The sequence below is a fragment of the Pseudomonas sp. H3_C08 genome (assembly GCF_054669455.1).
In genome coordinates this window covers 2,006,839-2,022,237 of sequence record NZ_CP162803.1, presented here as the reverse complement: position 1 = coordinate 2,022,237, position 15,399 = coordinate 2,006,839, and the positions used below count along the sequence as shown (strand labels likewise).

At 61.1% G+C, this 15,399-nt stretch carries 13 protein-coding genes; 12 read left to right on the top strand and 1 reads right to left on the bottom strand.

The window, feature by feature from the left end; translation table 11 throughout:
• Position 1: 1 nt before the first annotated feature.
• Genes AB4N74_RS09335 through AB4N74_RS09325 form a run of 3 tightly spaced genes read left to right on the top strand, consistent with a single transcriptional unit; the run spans position 2 to position 3,669 of the window.
• Positions 2 to 1,015, top strand: a complete 1,014-nt coding sequence (locus AB4N74_RS09335; protein WP_460099611.1) for an iron ABC transporter substrate-binding protein — start codon at positions 2 to 4, stop codon at positions 1,013 to 1,015.
• Positions 1,016 to 2,614, top strand: coding sequence for an ABC transporter permease (locus AB4N74_RS09330; RefSeq protein WP_460099608.1), 1,599 nt, complete (start codon positions 1,016 to 1,018; stop codon positions 2,612 to 2,614).
• Positions 2,611 to 3,669 carry an ABC transporter ATP-binding protein gene (locus AB4N74_RS09325; protein ID WP_093432691.1) on the top strand — a complete coding sequence of 353 codons (1,059 nt, stop codon included), beginning with the start codon at positions 2,611 to 2,613 and terminating at the stop codon, positions 3,667 to 3,669. Before AB4N74_RS09330 ends, AB4N74_RS09325 begins: the two co-directional genes overlap by 4 nt.
• Here AB4N74_RS09325 and AB4N74_RS09320 read toward each other — a convergent pair whose 3' ends face one another.
• The gene (locus tag AB4N74_RS09320) at positions 3,670 to 4,560 is read right to left on the bottom strand and encodes a site-specific integrase (protein WP_049802099.1); all 891 of its coding nucleotides are present in this window, start codon (positions 4,558 to 4,560) and stop codon (positions 3,670 to 3,672) included.
• Positions 4,561 to 4,993: 433 nt separating this feature from the next.
• Between AB4N74_RS09320 and arnB the strand changes: the two genes are divergently transcribed.
• Genes arnB through AB4N74_RS09275 form a run of 9 tightly spaced genes read left to right on the top strand, consistent with a single transcriptional unit; the run spans position 4,994 to position 15,395 of the window.
• Entirely contained in the window at positions 4,994 to 6,142 is a 1,149-nt protein-coding gene (gene arnB / locus AB4N74_RS09315) for a UDP-4-amino-4-deoxy-L-arabinose aminotransferase (RefSeq protein ID WP_460099604.1), read from the top strand.
• Positions 6,139 to 7,164, top strand: coding sequence for an undecaprenyl-phosphate 4-deoxy-4-formamido-L-arabinose transferase (gene arnC, locus AB4N74_RS09310; RefSeq protein WP_099759112.1), 1,026 nt, complete (start codon positions 6,139 to 6,141; stop codon positions 7,162 to 7,164). Before arnB ends, arnC begins: the two co-directional genes overlap by 4 nt.
• Positions 7,161 to 9,152 (top strand): bifunctional UDP-4-amino-4-deoxy-L-arabinose formyltransferase/UDP-glucuronic acid oxidase ArnA, encoded by a 1,992-nt coding sequence (gene arnA, locus AB4N74_RS09305; RefSeq protein ID WP_460099601.1) that lies wholly within the window; start codon positions 7,161 to 7,163, stop codon positions 9,150 to 9,152. Before arnC ends, arnA begins: the two co-directional genes overlap by 4 nt.
• Positions 9,152 to 10,036: a 4-deoxy-4-formamido-L-arabinose-phosphoundecaprenol deformylase gene (arnD, locus tag AB4N74_RS09300; protein WP_460099599.1), complete on the top strand. Its 885-nt coding sequence runs from the start codon at positions 9,152 to 9,154 to the stop codon at positions 10,034 to 10,036. Before arnA ends, arnD begins: the two co-directional genes overlap by 1 nt.
• Positions 10,033 to 11,685 (top strand): lipid IV(A) 4-amino-4-deoxy-L-arabinosyltransferase, encoded by a 1,653-nt coding sequence (gene arnT / locus AB4N74_RS09295; RefSeq protein WP_460099596.1) that lies wholly within the window; start codon positions 10,033 to 10,035, stop codon positions 11,683 to 11,685. The genes arnD and arnT overlap by 4 nt, the downstream gene beginning before the upstream one ends.
• Positions 11,682 to 12,026: a 4-amino-4-deoxy-L-arabinose-phosphoundecaprenol flippase subunit ArnE gene (arnE, locus tag AB4N74_RS09290; RefSeq protein WP_016986766.1), complete on the top strand. Its 345-nt coding sequence runs from the start codon at positions 11,682 to 11,684 to the stop codon at positions 12,024 to 12,026. The genes arnT and arnE overlap by 4 nt, the downstream gene beginning before the upstream one ends.
• Positions 12,023 to 12,427: a 4-amino-4-deoxy-L-arabinose-phosphoundecaprenol flippase subunit ArnF gene (gene arnF / locus AB4N74_RS09285; RefSeq protein ID WP_016986767.1), complete on the top strand. Its 405-nt coding sequence runs from the start codon at positions 12,023 to 12,025 to the stop codon at positions 12,425 to 12,427. Before arnE ends, arnF begins: the two co-directional genes overlap by 4 nt.
• A complete protein-coding gene (locus AB4N74_RS09280; protein WP_034153972.1) occupies positions 12,424 to 13,803 on the top strand; it encodes a UDP-glucose dehydrogenase family protein in 1,380 nt (459 codons plus the stop codon). The genes arnF and AB4N74_RS09280 overlap by 4 nt, the downstream gene beginning before the upstream one ends.
• Positions 13,776 to 15,395, top strand: coding sequence for an ArnT family glycosyltransferase (locus AB4N74_RS09275; protein ID WP_414925979.1), 1,620 nt, complete (start codon positions 13,776 to 13,778; stop codon positions 15,393 to 15,395). Before AB4N74_RS09280 ends, AB4N74_RS09275 begins: the two co-directional genes overlap by 28 nt.
• Positions 15,396 to 15,399 lie beyond the last annotated feature (4 nt).

Here is a 15,399-nt window from a genome sequence, read left to right as displayed (position 1 = left end):
TATGAATCCAAAGGTCCCGTCCTTTCTGAAACGCGCATTGCTGGTCAGCGCCCTGCTCAGTGCCGGTCAGGCGTTTGCCGCTGACAGCGTTGGCCTGCTGGTCTACAACGCCCAGCATGAAAGCCTGACCAAAGCCTGGGTGGCCGGTTTTACTGAAGAGACCGGGATTCCGGTGACGATTCGCAATGGCGATGACACCGAGATGGGCAACCAGATCGTGCAGGAAGGCGCGGCCTCGCCGGCAGACGTGTTCCTCACCGAAAACTCACCGGCGATGGTGTTGGTCGACAACGCCAAACTGCTCGCCCCGATTGCACCCGCCACGCAGCAACAAGTGGACGCGGCGTACCGCCCGGCTCATGGCCAATGGATCGGCATCGCCGCGCGTTCGACGGTGTTCGTCTACAACCCGGCGAAACTCGCGGAAAAAAACCTGCCGAAATCCCTGCTCGACCTGGCTAAACCGGAGTGGAAAGGCCGCTGGGCTGCTTCACCCGCTGGTGCGGACTTCCAGGCCATCGTCGCGGCCGTGCTGGAACAGAAAGGCGAAACGGCTACCCTCGACTGGCTCAAAGGCATGAAAACCAACGCCAGCGTGTACCGCGGCAACAGCGCCGTGCTCAAAGCGGTGAACGCCGGTCAGATCGACAGCGGCGTGATCTACCACTATTACAGCTTCGTCGATCAGTCCAAGACCGGCGAAAACAGCCAGAACACCAAGCTCTACTACTTCAAGCATCAGGATCCGGGCGCGTTTGTCAGCACGTCCGGCGCGGGCGTACTGGCCTCCAGCAAACATCAGGAAGAGGCGCAGAAGTTCGTCAAATACATCACCGGCAAAGAAGGCCAGGAGATTCTCCACAGCGGCACATCGTTTGAGTACGCGGTCGGCAAAGACGCGCCGTCCAACCCGAAACTGACGCCGTTGAAGGATCTCGACGCGCCTACAGTCGACGCGTCGAAACTCGACAGCAAGAAAGCCGTCGAGCTGATGACCCAGGCGGGAATCCTGTAAGTGCTCCCCGAAACCCTACCCGCGCAGGTTGCAGTGACCGCCTCCGCGAGCCTTAGACTTAAACCCCGCGCCCTCACCGGTCGCGGGGGCTCGTGGGTGGTTGCGCTGGCGATCGGTGTTTCATTACTGTCGCTGCTGCCGATCGCGTTTGTCCTCGGCGTGTCGTGGGCCACCGGTTGGGCAACCATCGAAGCCTTGGTGTTTCGTCCACGGGTGGCGGAACTGCTGATCAACACCGTGTTGCTGGTGTTGATCACCTTGCCGCTGTGCATTCTGCTCGGCACCGCACTGGCATGGCTGACCGAACGCACCGATCTGCCCGGTCGACGCCTATGGTCATTGCTGGCCGTGGCGCCACTGGCGATACCGGCGTTCGTGCATAGCTATGCGTGGGTCAGCCTGATTCCATCGATTCACGGTTTATCGGCCGGCGTGCTGGTGTCGGTAATCGCCTATTTTCCGTTTCTCTACTTGCCGATTGCCGCAACCTTGCGCCGACTTGATCCGGCGATCGAAGACGTCGCCGAATCCCTCGGTCTCAAGCCTTGGGCGGTGTTTTTCCGGGTGGTGTTGCCGCAGTTGCGCCTGGCGATCTGTGGCGGTGCGTTGCTGGTCGGGCTGCATTTGCTGGCCGAATATGGCCTGTACGCGATGATTCGTTTCGACACGTTCACCACGGCGATTTTCGATCAGTTCAAATCGACCTTCAACGGCCCGGCAGCGAACATGCTGGCGGGCGTTCTGGCGTTGTGCTGCCTGGCGATGCTCACCGCCGAATCCGCCGCCCGGGGCAAGGCGCGCTATGCGCGCGTGGGTTCCGGCAGTGCCCGCGAACAACGCACGGTTCGGCTCGGTCGTGGCAGCGTGATCCTCGGGCTCGGTCTGCAAGTGCTGACCTGCCTGCTCGCCCTCGGCGTGCCGCTGCTGACATTGAGTCGCTGGTTGATCGCCGGTGGCTGGGACGTGTGGGGCGGCGACGAACTGTTGCCCGCGCTGCTGCAAACCCTGTCGTTTGGCGTCGCCGGTGCGCTGTTGACCAGTCTGGCGGCGATTCCGATTGCCTGGCTGTCGATCCGCGCGCCGGGCAAATTGCAGCGACTGCTCGAAGGCTGCAATTACATCACCAGTTCGCTGCCGGGGATTGTCGTGGCGCTGGCACTGGTCACCGTGACCATCCATTTCGCCCGGCCGATCTACCAGACCACCATCACCGTGCTGCTCGCCTATCTGCTGATGTTCCTGCCACGTGCACTGGTCAGCCTGCGTGCCGGTTTTGCCCAGGCGCCAGTAGAACAGGAGAACATTGCGCAAAGCCTCGGCCGATCACCCCTGCGCGCCTTGTGGCTGATCACCTTGCGCCTCGCGGCACCGGGCGCTGCCGCCGGCGCCGCGCTGGTGTTTCTGGCGATTACCAATGAACTGACCGCGACCTTGCTGCTCGCCCCCAACGGCACCCGTACGCTGGCCACCGGCTTCTGGGCGATGACCAGCGAAATCGATTACGCCGCCGCCGCGCCTTACGCACTGTTGATGGTGCTGCTTTCGCTGCCGCTGACGGCCCTCCTCTATCACCAATCCAGGCGCACCGCTGGCCGATGAACGCACTCGAACTGATCTCCCTGAACAAGTCCTTTGGCGCGCAGAAAGCGCTGGATGACATCTGCCTGTCAGTACCGACCGGCAGCCGCACGGTGATTGTCGGCCCGTCCGGCTCCGGCAAAACCACGCTGTTGCGGATAATTGCCGGGTTTGAATTCCCCGACGCCGGCAGCCTGACCCTCAACGGTCAGGTGCTGGTCGACAGCACCCATGCGGTGCCCGCCTACCAACGGCAGATCGGCTATGTTCCGCAGGACGGCGCGTTGTTTCCGCACATGACCGTCGCCGCCAATATCGGGTTCGGCCTGGCACTGACCGGCGCGGCCAGACACGAGCGGATCAAGGAGCTGATGGACAGCGTCGCGCTGGACGCCAACATGGCCGAGCGTTGGCCCCATGAACTGTCTGGCGGCCAGCAGCAACGGGTGTCCCTCGCCCGGGCCCTCGCGCAGCAGCCACGGCTGATGCTGCTGGATGAACCGTTCTCCGCCCTCGACACCGGCCTGCGCAGCGCCATGCGCAAAATGGTCGCGCGCTTGCTTGAGGACGCCGGCGTCACCACGATTCTGGTGACCCACGATCAGGGCGAAGCGCTGTCCTTTGCCGATCAGTTGGCAGTGATGCGCGGCGGGCGGCTGGTGCAGTCCGGGCATCCGATGGACCTTTACCGCTTTCCCCGCGACGAGCAGACCGCACATTTTCTCGGCGAAGCCGTAGTGATGCCGGCACGGATCGAATCCGGTCTGGCCCACTGCGATCTCGGTCAGGTGCCGGTGAACAGCAACGGTTTCATTGGCGACGCGCAGATCATGCTCAGGCCCGAGCAGTTGCAGTTGTCCGGCGCCGTAGTCGGCACACAAGGCTGCCCCGCCGTGGTCACTGAGCGCGATTTTGCCGGCAACACCTGCACCCTCACCGTCGAACTGCGCTCGCCGATCACTCAGGATCCCGGGCGGTCGCTGCTGGTGCGCAGCTCCGGCATGCACGCGCCGCCTGCTGGCAGCGACGTGCAGTTATCGGTGCTCGGTGCGGCGCATCTGTTCGCCGCGTCCTGATTACAGATCGAAGCGATCCACCGCACGCCGCCGCTCGTTGTCATCACGCACATCGTAGTTGGCGGTGGTCTGGATGTTGCTGTGGTGCGCGAGTTTCTGCGCGATCGACAGATCATGTTCCTCGATGACCCGCGTGATAAACGAGCGACGGAAGTCGTGCGGCATGATCTTCACCCCGACCTGCGTGCCACGCTGACGGGCAATGTAGTAAATCGCGTGTTTGGTGATGCGCTCGCGGGTGATGTGGCTGCCGCGACGGATGCGGTTGAACAGAAAGGCATCGTCGCGCTCGCCTTCCTTGAGCTGCGAGCGCCGCAGTTCCAGCCACGCATCAAGTTTGGCGAATGCCCAGGCCGGCGCGTACTTGATCAGTTGTTTGTTGCCTTTGCCGGTGACGGTCAGGCTGCGCTCAGTGAAGTCGACCTGATTCAAGTCCAGGTCCACCGACTCCGATTTGCGCATGCCGGTGCCGTACAACAACGCAATCACCGCTGCGTCGCGCAGCCCTTGCGGACGCGGATCGGCGGCGCAGACTTCCATCAATTCGTGGATCAAGGTGCGCTTCAAGTTGCGCCCCTGGGACAAGCGCGTGCCGGCAATGGCTTTGACCGAACGCATTTTCAACAAATGATCCTGAGAGATCAGGCTCATGCGCCAGGCTTCATTCATCACACCGCGCACGGCATTCACATAAAGCGAAGAAGTGTTGGGCGCATAGTTGTCTTCGCGCAAAGCGGCGACCAGCGCAACAACATCTTCAGGTTGTAATGCGTGCCAGGGAATATCCTCGACATTCATGTCTTCAAAGCCGAGGCGGTCGGCCGCATCCTGCAAAACATAGCGCATGGTCAGCTGGCTGGAGGGGGCCAGGCGCGCCAGATACAGGGTCATCGGATTGGTTTGGCGGGTTTGCAGCGGTACAACGGACAAGTCAGTCAAACGTAAAGGCCTTGAGTAAAAACAATTCAACACACCAACTAATAACTGCAACATTCCCAGTGTAAGGGGAACACTTCTGTAGGACTTTTCTACTAAAAATGACGATAAGCGGCAGAAGTCTGAACAGTGGCTGTATGGGGTTCAGATAAACGATTCGCCGACCGGTTTTTCATGTTCCTTTCACAAAAACGGGCATAACCTTAATTCCAACAGATCCCGTGTCGGCGCCGTTCAAACTGCCGCGCGAAGCCACAAAAGTCAACCGAACCCCGACGGTAAGTCACTTCAGCAACTTATTGATGCAAAGGTGTTTTTTGCGTCTACGCTGAGATTGGATCCTATCCGGTGAATTGGTTTTCTTCTGATTGTTTGTGATGAGGTGTTCATGAGTCAGGCGTTTCTCCCCTTCTCTCGCCCGAGTATCGGCGATGAAGAAATTGCAGCCGTTGAGCAAGTATTGCGTTCCGGCTGGATCACCACCGGACCGAAAAATCAGGCACTCGAAGAACAATTCGCGCAATACGTTGGCTCTCGTCACGCGGTGGCACTTTCGTCCGCCACCGGCGGCATGCACATTACCTTGCTGGCGCTGGGCATTGGCCCGGGTGACGAAGTCATCACCCCGTCGCAGACCTGGGTCTCGACCGCCAACATGATTTCCCTGCTCGGCGCCACGCCGGTGTTCGTCGACGTTGATCGCGACACCTTGATGACCGATGCCGCGCGCATCGAAGCCGCCATCACGCCACGCACCAAAGCAATCATTCCGGTGCATTACGCCGGTGCTGCGTTTGATCTTGATCCGCTGTATGCGCTGGCCGACAAGCACGGCATCGCGGTCATCGAAGACGCCGCCCACGCTGCCGGCACCCGTTACAAGGGCCGCCACGTCGGCTCGCAAGGCACGGCGATTTTCTCCTTCCACGCGATCAAGAACATGACCTGTGCCGAAGGCGCGATGTTCGTCACCGACAACGAAGCCCTGGCCAGCCGTGTGCGCATGCTCAAGTTCCATGGTCTGGGTGTCGACGCCTACGATCGCCTGACCGGTGGCCGCAAGCCGCAGGCGCAAGTGATGGAGCCGGGTTTCAAATACAACCTCGCCGACATCAATGCGGCGATTGCCCTGGTGCAACTGGAGCGTCTCGACGCGATCAACGCGCGCCGCACTGAACTGGCTGCCGCCTACCGGCAAAAACTCGAAGGCCTGCCGGTGCAACCACTGGCTTTGCCCGCCTACGCACAAACCCACGCCTGGCACCTGTTCATCCTGCGCATCGACAGCGAGCGCTGCGGCATGGACCGCGAAGCCTTCATGAAAGGCTTGCAGGACCAGGGCATCGGTACCGGTATCCATTTCATCGCCACTCACCTGCACACCTGGTATCGCCAGCGTGACCCCGATCTGTACCTGCCCAACACCGAATGGAACTCCGCGCGGCTGTGCTCGATTCCGTTGTTCCCCGACATGAGCGATCAAGACCTTGATCGCGTGGTCGGTGCCATCGCCACTCTTATGGACAAACGCCCGTGAAACCTTATCCGATCCGCTGTGTGTCGATCGTTATCCCGGTCTACAACGAACAGGACAGCCTGCCGGAACTGCTGCGCCGTACTGAAGCCGCCTGCCAGATGCTGCGTCACGACTTTGAAATCGTCCTCGTCGACGACGGCAGCCGTGACGAGTCCGCCAACCTTCTGGAAGAAGCCGCGACCCGTGAAGACAGCCCGTTCGTGGCGGTCATCCTCAACCGTAACTACGGCCAGCACGCAGCAATCATGGCCGGTTTCGAACAATGTAAAGGCGATGTCGTGATCACCCTCGACGCCGACCTGCAGAACCCGCCGGAAGAAATCCCGCGGCTGGTCGCCGAAGCGGAAAAGGGTTACGACGTGGTCGGCACCGTGCGAGGCAACCGCCAGGATTCGGCCCTGCGCCGCTATCCGTCGAAGCTGATCAACCTCGCCGTGCAACGCTCCACCGGCGTCGCCATGAGCGACTACGGCTGCATGCTCCGCGCTTACCGCCGGACGATCATCGACGCAATGCTCGCCTGCCGTGAACGCAGCACCTTCATCCCGATTCTGGCCAACAGCTTCGCCCGCCACACCACCGAAATCGTCGTGGCCCACGCCGAACGTGAGCACGGCGATTCGAAGTACAGCCCGATGCGCCTGATCAACCTGATGTTCGACCTGGTCACCTGCATGACCACCACGCCGTTGCGCCTGCTGAGCATCGTCGGTTTCACCATGGCCGGGCTTGGATTGCTGTTTGCTTTTGCGTTGATCGTCATGCGTCTGGCCTTCGGTTCCGGCTGGGCCGGTGACGGCATGTTCGTGCTGTTCGCCGTGCTCTTCGTGTTCACCGGTGGCCAGTTCATCGGCATGGGCCTGCTCGGCGAATACCTGGGACGCATGTACAGCGACGTGCGCGCCCGCCCGCGTTTCTTCATTGAAAAAGTCTTGCGCAGCCACGCCGCCGAGCCGGCGCCTGCAGTCACCGTTGATGGTCTCTCCACTACTACTTCTACTACCGGTCAGGTTCTCTCATGAGTGCAAAAACTGTTGTCTTCGCTTATCACGATATTGGTTGCGCCGGCATTCAAGCCTTGCTCGACAGCGGCTACGACATCGCGGCGGTGTTCACTCACGCCGATGACCCGAAAGAGAACGCGTTCTACGGATCGGTTGCGCAACTGTGCGCCAACAAAGGCATCCCGGTGCACGCGCCGGAAGACGTCAACCACCCGTTGTGGATCGAGCGGATTGCCAAGCTCGCCCCTGAGTACATTTTCTCGTTCTACTACCGCAACCTGCTGAGCGAGTCGTTGCTGGCCGTGGCCAAAAAAGGTGCGTTCAACCTGCACGGTTCGCTGCTGCCAAGCTACCGTGGCCGCGCCCCAGCCAACTGGGTACTGGTCAACGGCGAAAGCGAAACCGGCGTCACTTTGCACCGCATGGTCAAGCGTGCCGATGCCGGCGCCATCGTTGCTCAGCAACGTGTCGCCATCGAACGCAGCGACACCGCGTTGAGCCTGCACGGCAAATTGCGCGCTGCGGCCAGCGATCTGTTGCGTGACACCCTGCCAGCCATGCTGCAAGGCAAGATCAGCGAAACCCCGCAGGACGAATCGAAAGCCAGCGTATTCGGGCGTCGCACCGCTGCGGACGGCAAACTGGTCTGGGCGAAACCGGCCGAGCAACTGTTCAACCTGGTGCGTGCGGTGACCCAACCGTATCCGGGCGCGTTCTGCGCGGTCGGCGAACACAAACTCATCGCCTGGAGCGCCGAAGTCGTCAAAGGCAACGACGGTCAGGCGCCGGGCCGGGTGATCAGTGTCGACCCGCTGCGCATTGCCTGTGGCGAAGACTCGCTGGTGATCCTCTCCGGCCAGCGCAACGACAACGGCCTGTTCCTCAGTGGCCCACAACTGGCCAACGAACTCGGCCTGGTCGACGGCTCGCTGTTGCGCGGTGCCGAATCCGGCCGTGCGCCACGTCGCACTCGCGTGCTGATCCTCGGCGTCAACGGTTTTATCGGCAATCACTTGTCCGAGCGCCTGCTGCGCGATGACCGCTATGAAGTCTATGGTCTGGATATCGGTTCCGACGCCATCGACCGTCTGCGCAGCCATCCGCACTTCCACTACGTCGAAGGCGACATCAGCATTCACTCCGAGTGGATCGAGTACCACATCAAGAAGTGCGACGTGGTCCTGCCGCTGGTGGCCATCGCCACGCCGATCGAATACACCCGCAACCCGCTGCGTGTGTTCGAACTCGACTTCGAAGAAAACCTGAAACTGGTGCGCTACTGCGTCAAGTACAACAAGCGCGTGATCTTCCCGTCGACCTCGGAAGTCTATGGCATGTGCCAGGACAAACACTTCGATGAAGACACTTCCAACCTGGTGGTCGGCCCGATCAACAAGCAGCGCTGGATCTACTCCGTGTCCAAGCAACTGCTGGACCGGGTCATCTGGGCCTACGGCGCCAAGGGCTTGAATTTCACCCTGTTCCGCCCGTTCAACTGGATGGGCCCGCGCCTTGACCGTCTGGATTCGGCCCGCATCGGCAGCTCCCGCGCCATCACCCAGTTGATCCTCAACCTGGTCGAAGGCACGCCGATTCGCCTGTTCGACGGTGGAGAGCAGAAGCGCTGCTTCACCGACATCGCTGACGGCGTCGAGGCACTGGCGCGGATCATCGATAACGACAACGACGTCTGCAACGGCCAGATCATCAACATCGGCAACCCGGACAACGAAGCCAGCATCCGTCAGTTAGGCGAAGAGCTACTGCGTCAGTTCGAAGCGCACCCGCTGCGTGACAACTTCCCGCCGTTCGCCGGCTTCCGCGACGTGGAAAGCAAGGCGTTCTACGGTGCCGGTTACCAGGACGTCGAGCACCGTAAACCCAGCATTGCCAACGCCAAGCGTCTGCTCGACTGGACGCCGACCGTGGAAATGCGCGAGACCATCGGCAATACGCTCGATTTCTTCTTGCGCGAGGCCATGCTCGAAATCGCGGACAAGAAGTAATGCAGGCAGGACTTCGTATCGACGTCGACACCTACCGCGGCACCCGTGAAGGTGTGCCGCGGCTGCTGGAAATGCTCGACGAGGCGCAGATCAAGGCAACGTTCTTCTTCAGTGTCGGCCCGGACAACATGGGCCGGCATCTGTGGCGCCTGATCCGCCCGCAGTTTCTCTGGAAAATGCTCCGCTCCAATGCTGCCGGCCTGTACGGCTGGGACATTCTGCTCGCCGGCACCGCGTGGCCGGGCAAGCCGATCGGCCGCGATCTCGGGCACCTGATGCGTCAGGCCCGCGACGCCGGTCACGAGGTGGGCCTGCATGCGTGGGATCACCACGGCTGGCAGGCCAATGCCGGGCGCTGGAGCAATGCGCAACTGATCGAGCAGATCCGTCAGGGCGTCGACACCTTGAGCGACATTCTCGGCGAGAAAGTCGAGTGCTCGGCCGCCGCCGGTTGGCGTGCGGACGAACGCGTGATCGAGGCCAAGCAAGCCTTCGGCTTTCGCTACAACAGCGATTGTCGTGGGCAACACCTGTTTCGCCCTTTGCTGGCCGACGGTACGCCGGGCACCCCGCAGATTCCGGTGGACCTGCCGACCTTCGACGAAGTCGTCGGCCCGATCGTAGCGACGCGGGATTTCAACGGTTTCATCCTTGATCACTTTCGCCCGCAACAACTCAACGTCTACACCATTCACGCCGAAGTAGAAGGGATTCTGATGGCTGAGGATTTTCGTCAATTGTTGGCCGATGCGCGCCAACGCAATATCGACTTCAAACCACTGGGCGACTTGCTGCCCGAGTTCTTCAACACCTTGCCCGTGGGTCGCGTGCAACGCGGCGCCCTCGACGGCCGTGAAGGCTGGCTGGGAGTGCAAGGCGCATGATTAAACGCTGGACGCTGCCACTGCTGTTGTTGGGTATTTGCTTGCTGGCCTATCTGCTGCCGCTAGGCACGCACGGTTTGTGGATTCCTGATGAGACCCGTTACGCACAGATCAGCCAGGACATGCTGCTCAGTGGCAACTGGGTGTCGCCGCACTTCATGAGCCTGCGTTATTTCGAGAAGCCGATTGCCGGTTACTGGATGATCGCGCTGGGTCAGGAGTTGTTCGGGCAGAACCTGTTCGGCGTGCGCTTTGCGTCGGCGCTCAGCACCGGGTTGAGCGTGCTGCTGTGCTATCTGGTCGCTCGGCGCTTGTGGAACGAGCCGCGCAAAAGCTTCGTCTGCGCCCTGCTCTACATGAGTTTCACTATCGTCGCCGGTCAGGCCGGTTACGCCAACCTCGATCCGCAATTCACCTTCTGGGTCAATCTGAGTCTGGTGGCGCTGTGGTTTGCCCTCGACAGTCAAACCGGCGGCAAGCGCATGGCAGCCTGGGCGGTAATGGGGCTGGCCTGTGGCATGGGTTTCATGACCAAAGGCTTTCTCGCCTGGCTGCTGCCGGTGCTGATCGCCCTGCCGTGGATGCTCTGGCAAAAACGCTGGCGTGAACTGCTGATGTTCGGCCCGGTGGCGATTGCCGTGGCGATCCTCGTCAGCCTGCCGTGGGTGCTCGCAGTGCATGAGCAGGAGCCGGACTACTGGCGGTTCTTCTTCTGGCACGAACACATCCGCCGCTTTGCCGGTGACGATGCGCAACACGATGCGCCATGGTGGTTCTACCTGCCACTGCTGGTGGCGTTCAGTCTGCCGTGGGTGGGGCTGCTGCCGACCGCGTTCAAACAAGCCTGGCAAAGCCGTGCTCAGCCGAAAGTGGTCTTTGTGCTGCTTTGGCTGGCGATGCCGCTGGGGTTTTTCAGCCTGGCCAACGGCAAACTGCCGACCTACATCCTGCCGTGCCTGCTGCCGATAGCGTTGTTGCTGGGCAATGCGCTCGCCGACCGTTTGCGCCTGGAGCAAGGACGTGCGCTGAGCATCAATGGCCTGCTCAATCTGGCGCTGGGCATCGTGTTGCTGATCGCGCTGGTTTATCTGCAACTGACCAAACCGGTTTACGACCACGAACTGCACAGCATGGTGCTGGTGTTTATCGCACTGATCGGCTGGATCATCGCCAACCTGCTGCAAGCCTTTCTGCCGCTGCAATGCTGGGCAGCACCGGCACTCGGCAGCCTGTTGCTGATTGCGGTGTTGCCGGCGGCGCTGCCGAAATCGGTGGTCGCCAACAAGATGCCGGATCAGTTCATCAAGCATCACGTCACGGAACTGGCGCAGACCACCCATTTGCTGAGCAACGATCTGGGGGCTGCTTCGGCGCTGGCCTGGCGCCTGAAAACGCCGCAAGTGGCGTTGTACAACACGATAGGCGAACTGAAATATGGCCTTGCCTATCCTGACGGCGTTCAACAGCGGGTTGACACCAAAGACGTGCAACGGTGGATGCGCGAGGCGCGCCGCAGCGGTTCGGTCGGCGTGGTGATGCGCGTCAAGGGGCAGGACGAACTGGACGAAATCGACAAGTTGCCCAAGGACGGCCTCCGTTACGAACAGGGCAACCTGGTGATCATGATCCTGCCCAAGGAGGCGTCATGAGCCTGTTGCTGCTGTTGGCCGCGTGCCTGCTGACCTGCCTCGGCCAGGTGGCGCAGAAGTACGCCGTGGAGAGCTGGCGCGGCGTCGAGTCGGGCTGGGCCGAAAAGCTGCGTACGCCGTGGTTGTGGTTGGCCCTGCTCGCCCTCGGCTCAGGTCTGTTGGTCTGGTTGCTGGTGTTGCAGCGTCTGGAAGTCGGCATCGCCTACCCGATGCTCAGCCTCAACTTCGTGCTGATCACCCTGATTGCGCGCTTCGTCTTCCGTGAACCCATCGACCGCCAGCATTGGTTTGGCGTGGCATTGGTCATCGGCGGCGTGGTTTTGCTGGGGCAACAGTCATGAATCAACGTCGCGGCATCACCTTCGCGCTGGGCAGCGTGTTCCTCGTCAGCGCTGCGCAACTGGGCATGCGCTGGAGCATGACCCGCCTGCCCGTGCCGGAACAATGGCTGCACATCGACAGCCTCGATTGGCGGGCGCTGGCCGTGGTCATTGCGGCGGTTTTTGCCTACGCCCTGTCGATGCTTTGCTGGCTCGCCGCCCTGCGCGATCTGCCGCTGGGCCGGGCTTACTCGCTGCTGAGCATCAGCTATGCGCTGGTGTATCTGCTGGCGGCCAGTCTGCCGCTGTTCAACGAATCCTTCAGTTTCACTAAATCACTCGGCGTGGCGCTGGTCATGCTCGGGGTCATCACCATCAACACTCGTCCGGCTCGTGCGCCCGAATTCAGGAGTGCTCCATGAAAATCACAGTATTTGGCAGCGGTTACGTCGGTCTGGTGCAAGCGGCTGTGTTGGCCGAGGTCGGCCATGATGTCGTGTGCATGGACGTCGACCAGAAGAAGGTCGACCTGTTGCGCCAGGGTCATGTCAGCATTTTTGAGCCTGGGCTGGCCAGCCTGGTGCGCGAAGGTCTCGACTCGAAACGCCTGCAATTCACCACTGATGAGCAACTTGCCGTGCAGCACGGTCGAGTCGCGTTTATCGCCGTGGGTACGCCGTCGCGTGAGGATGGCTCGGCAGACCTGCGCTACGTGCTATCGGTGGGTGACGCGATTGCCCGCCATCGTGAGCAGCCGTTGATTCTGGTGGAAAAATCCACGGTACCGGTGGGCACCGGCGACACCTTGCGCAAGCACATCGAAAAAGCCTTGATCAAAACCGGCCGCCTGCTGCAATTCGATATCGTTTCCAACCCGGAATTCCTCAAGGAAGGCTCGGCCGTTGCTGACTGCCGCCGCCCGGACCGTATCGTCATCGGCTGCGAAGGCGATGAAGTGCGCGATGTGATGCGCGATCTGTACTCGCCTTTCAACCGCAACCATGACCGCATCATGTTCATGGACCTGCGCAGCGCCGAGCTGACCAAGTACGCCGCCAACTGCATGCTGGCGACCAAGATCAGTTTCATCAACCAGATCGCCGAACTCGCCGAACACCTGGGCGCCGACATCGAATCGGTGCGCCAGGGCATCGGTGCCGACACGCGCATCGGTTACCACTTTATCTATCCGGGCTGCGGTTATGGCGGCTCGTGCTTCCCCAAAGACATGCGCGCGTTGATCCACAGCGCCGAAGAAGCGCACTGCTCCAGCGATTTGCTGCAAGCGGTCGAGGCGATCAACCAGCGGCAGAAACACAAGTTGTTCGAGCGCATCAACGCGTTCTACAAGGGTGACCTGCGCGGCAAGACTTTCGCCCTGTGGGGCCTGGCGTTCAAACCCAACACCGATGACATGCGCGATGCGCCAAGCCGTGTCCTGCTCGAAGAACTGTGGGCCGCCGGTGCCAGCGTGCGCGCCTTCGACCCGGAAGCCATGCAGGAAACCCAGAACCTTTATCCGGACGAGTCGAAGCTGATGCTAATGGGCACGCCAGAATCGGTACTGCCCGGCGCCGACGCATTGATCATCTGCACCGAATGGCAGCAATTCAAGGCGCCGGATTTCGATCTGATCAAACAGCGCCTCAACAGTCCGGTGATCTTCGACGGCCGTAACCTCTACGACGCCGAGCGTCTGGCACGTAACGGTTTCCATTACTTCCCGATGGGCCGTGGCGAATCGCGTAAGTTGCCGATCCCGCTGCAACAATGGCCACACGCGTCCGACGTCGCTTGATCAGCTTATCGCCTGAGATTCGCCGGCAGTCCCTGATCGCAGGGCTGCTGGCGTTTTTAGTGTTCATGGCCGGGGTCTACGGGCAGGCCCCGATCGGTTTCGATTCGCGGTTTGTGTTGTTCGCGCAAGAAATGCTGCGCCATGGGCCGACGGTGTTTCCGACCACCTATGGTCAGCCGTATGCGGATTATTCAGCGGTTTCGACGCTGTTCATCTGGCTGCTGTCGCTGCCGTTCGGCGCGGTGAACGCGTTTACGGCGTGGGCGCCAAGTGCCGTCGCCGGTGCGCTGATCGTGACGCTGATGTATCGACTGCTGGCGCCGTACTCGCGGCGTTGGGCGTTGATCAGTATTGCGTTGCTGATGCTCACCAGCGGTTTCGTCACTGAAGTGCGCGCGGTGTCGCAGGACTTGATGCTCGCGGCGGTGGCCTTCGCGGTGTTCTATCTGGGTTATGCCCATGAGCATTTTGCCGGCAGGCGTCACTGGCCGTTGATCTTCGCGTTGCTGCTGCTCGGCTTCGGCATTCGCGGGCCGATTGGTCTGGTGGTGCCGACCGGCATGCTGTGCAGCTATTACCTGCTCAACCGTGAGTGGTCGCGACTGCTGGTGTTCGGCGTACTGGCTTCGCTGCTGCTCGCGGCCTGCGTCGGCCTGCTGTTGTGGCTGGCGAAACTCAGCGGTGGCCCGGTCTTCTTGCAGGACGTGATCCGCATGCAGTTCATGGGGCGCATGGACGGCAGCGAAGGCGTCAGCGGTTCGCTGTATTACTTCACCAGTTCGTTCGGCAACTACGCGCTGGCCTATCCGCTGGCATTGCTGGTACTGGTGGCGGCCTGGCTGAGCAAACCGCAGCAACGTGGCCCGGCGCTGCGTCTGGTGCAGTACTGCGCGGCGGCGGGACTGATTGTGATGGTCGGCCTGTCGATTCCCCAGGCGAAAAAGGCCCGGTATCTGCTGCCGATGCTGCCGATGGCGGCGATCATTGCGGCGTATCCGTTTCAGGTTGCGCATGGGCGGGTGTTCCGCTATTTGCGCGGCTTGATCATGGGCTTGTGGCTGGTCACGCCGGGCTTGCTGCTGGTGGTTTTGCTGGTCGCTCAACGGCGCTTTCCCGAGCAATTGAGTGACGTGTCCTGGGTGTTGATCGCGCTGGGCCTGCTGCAACTCTTGGCGTTGTCGCGATTGTTGCTCCCACGTTGGCGTGTCGAAGTGCTGGCGTTAAGTGCCGTGTTGGCGTTGTGGACGGTGTACGCGGCAGTGTTCGAGCCGGTGGAGCGGCGTTTGTACGACACCCAGGCATTCAGTCACGCGGTGTTTGCCCAGGTTCAACAAAACCCGGCGCCGCTGGTGCTGCACGGTATGGGCAAGGACGCGAAAGCGATCAAGTTCATGGTCAATATCGAGCAGGATCTGCAACCGCAGTTCAGCGACTCGATCCAGCAACTGGAGGCGCTCAAAGGTCCGGCGTGGCTGATGATGGATCGCAGTGATCTGCCATCTCTCAAGGGCACGCCGCTGGAAAGCGCGCAGCCGGTGTTGAGCGGGCGTTTCGATAAAAACGACTATGTATTGCTGTGGCTGAAACCGTAACCTG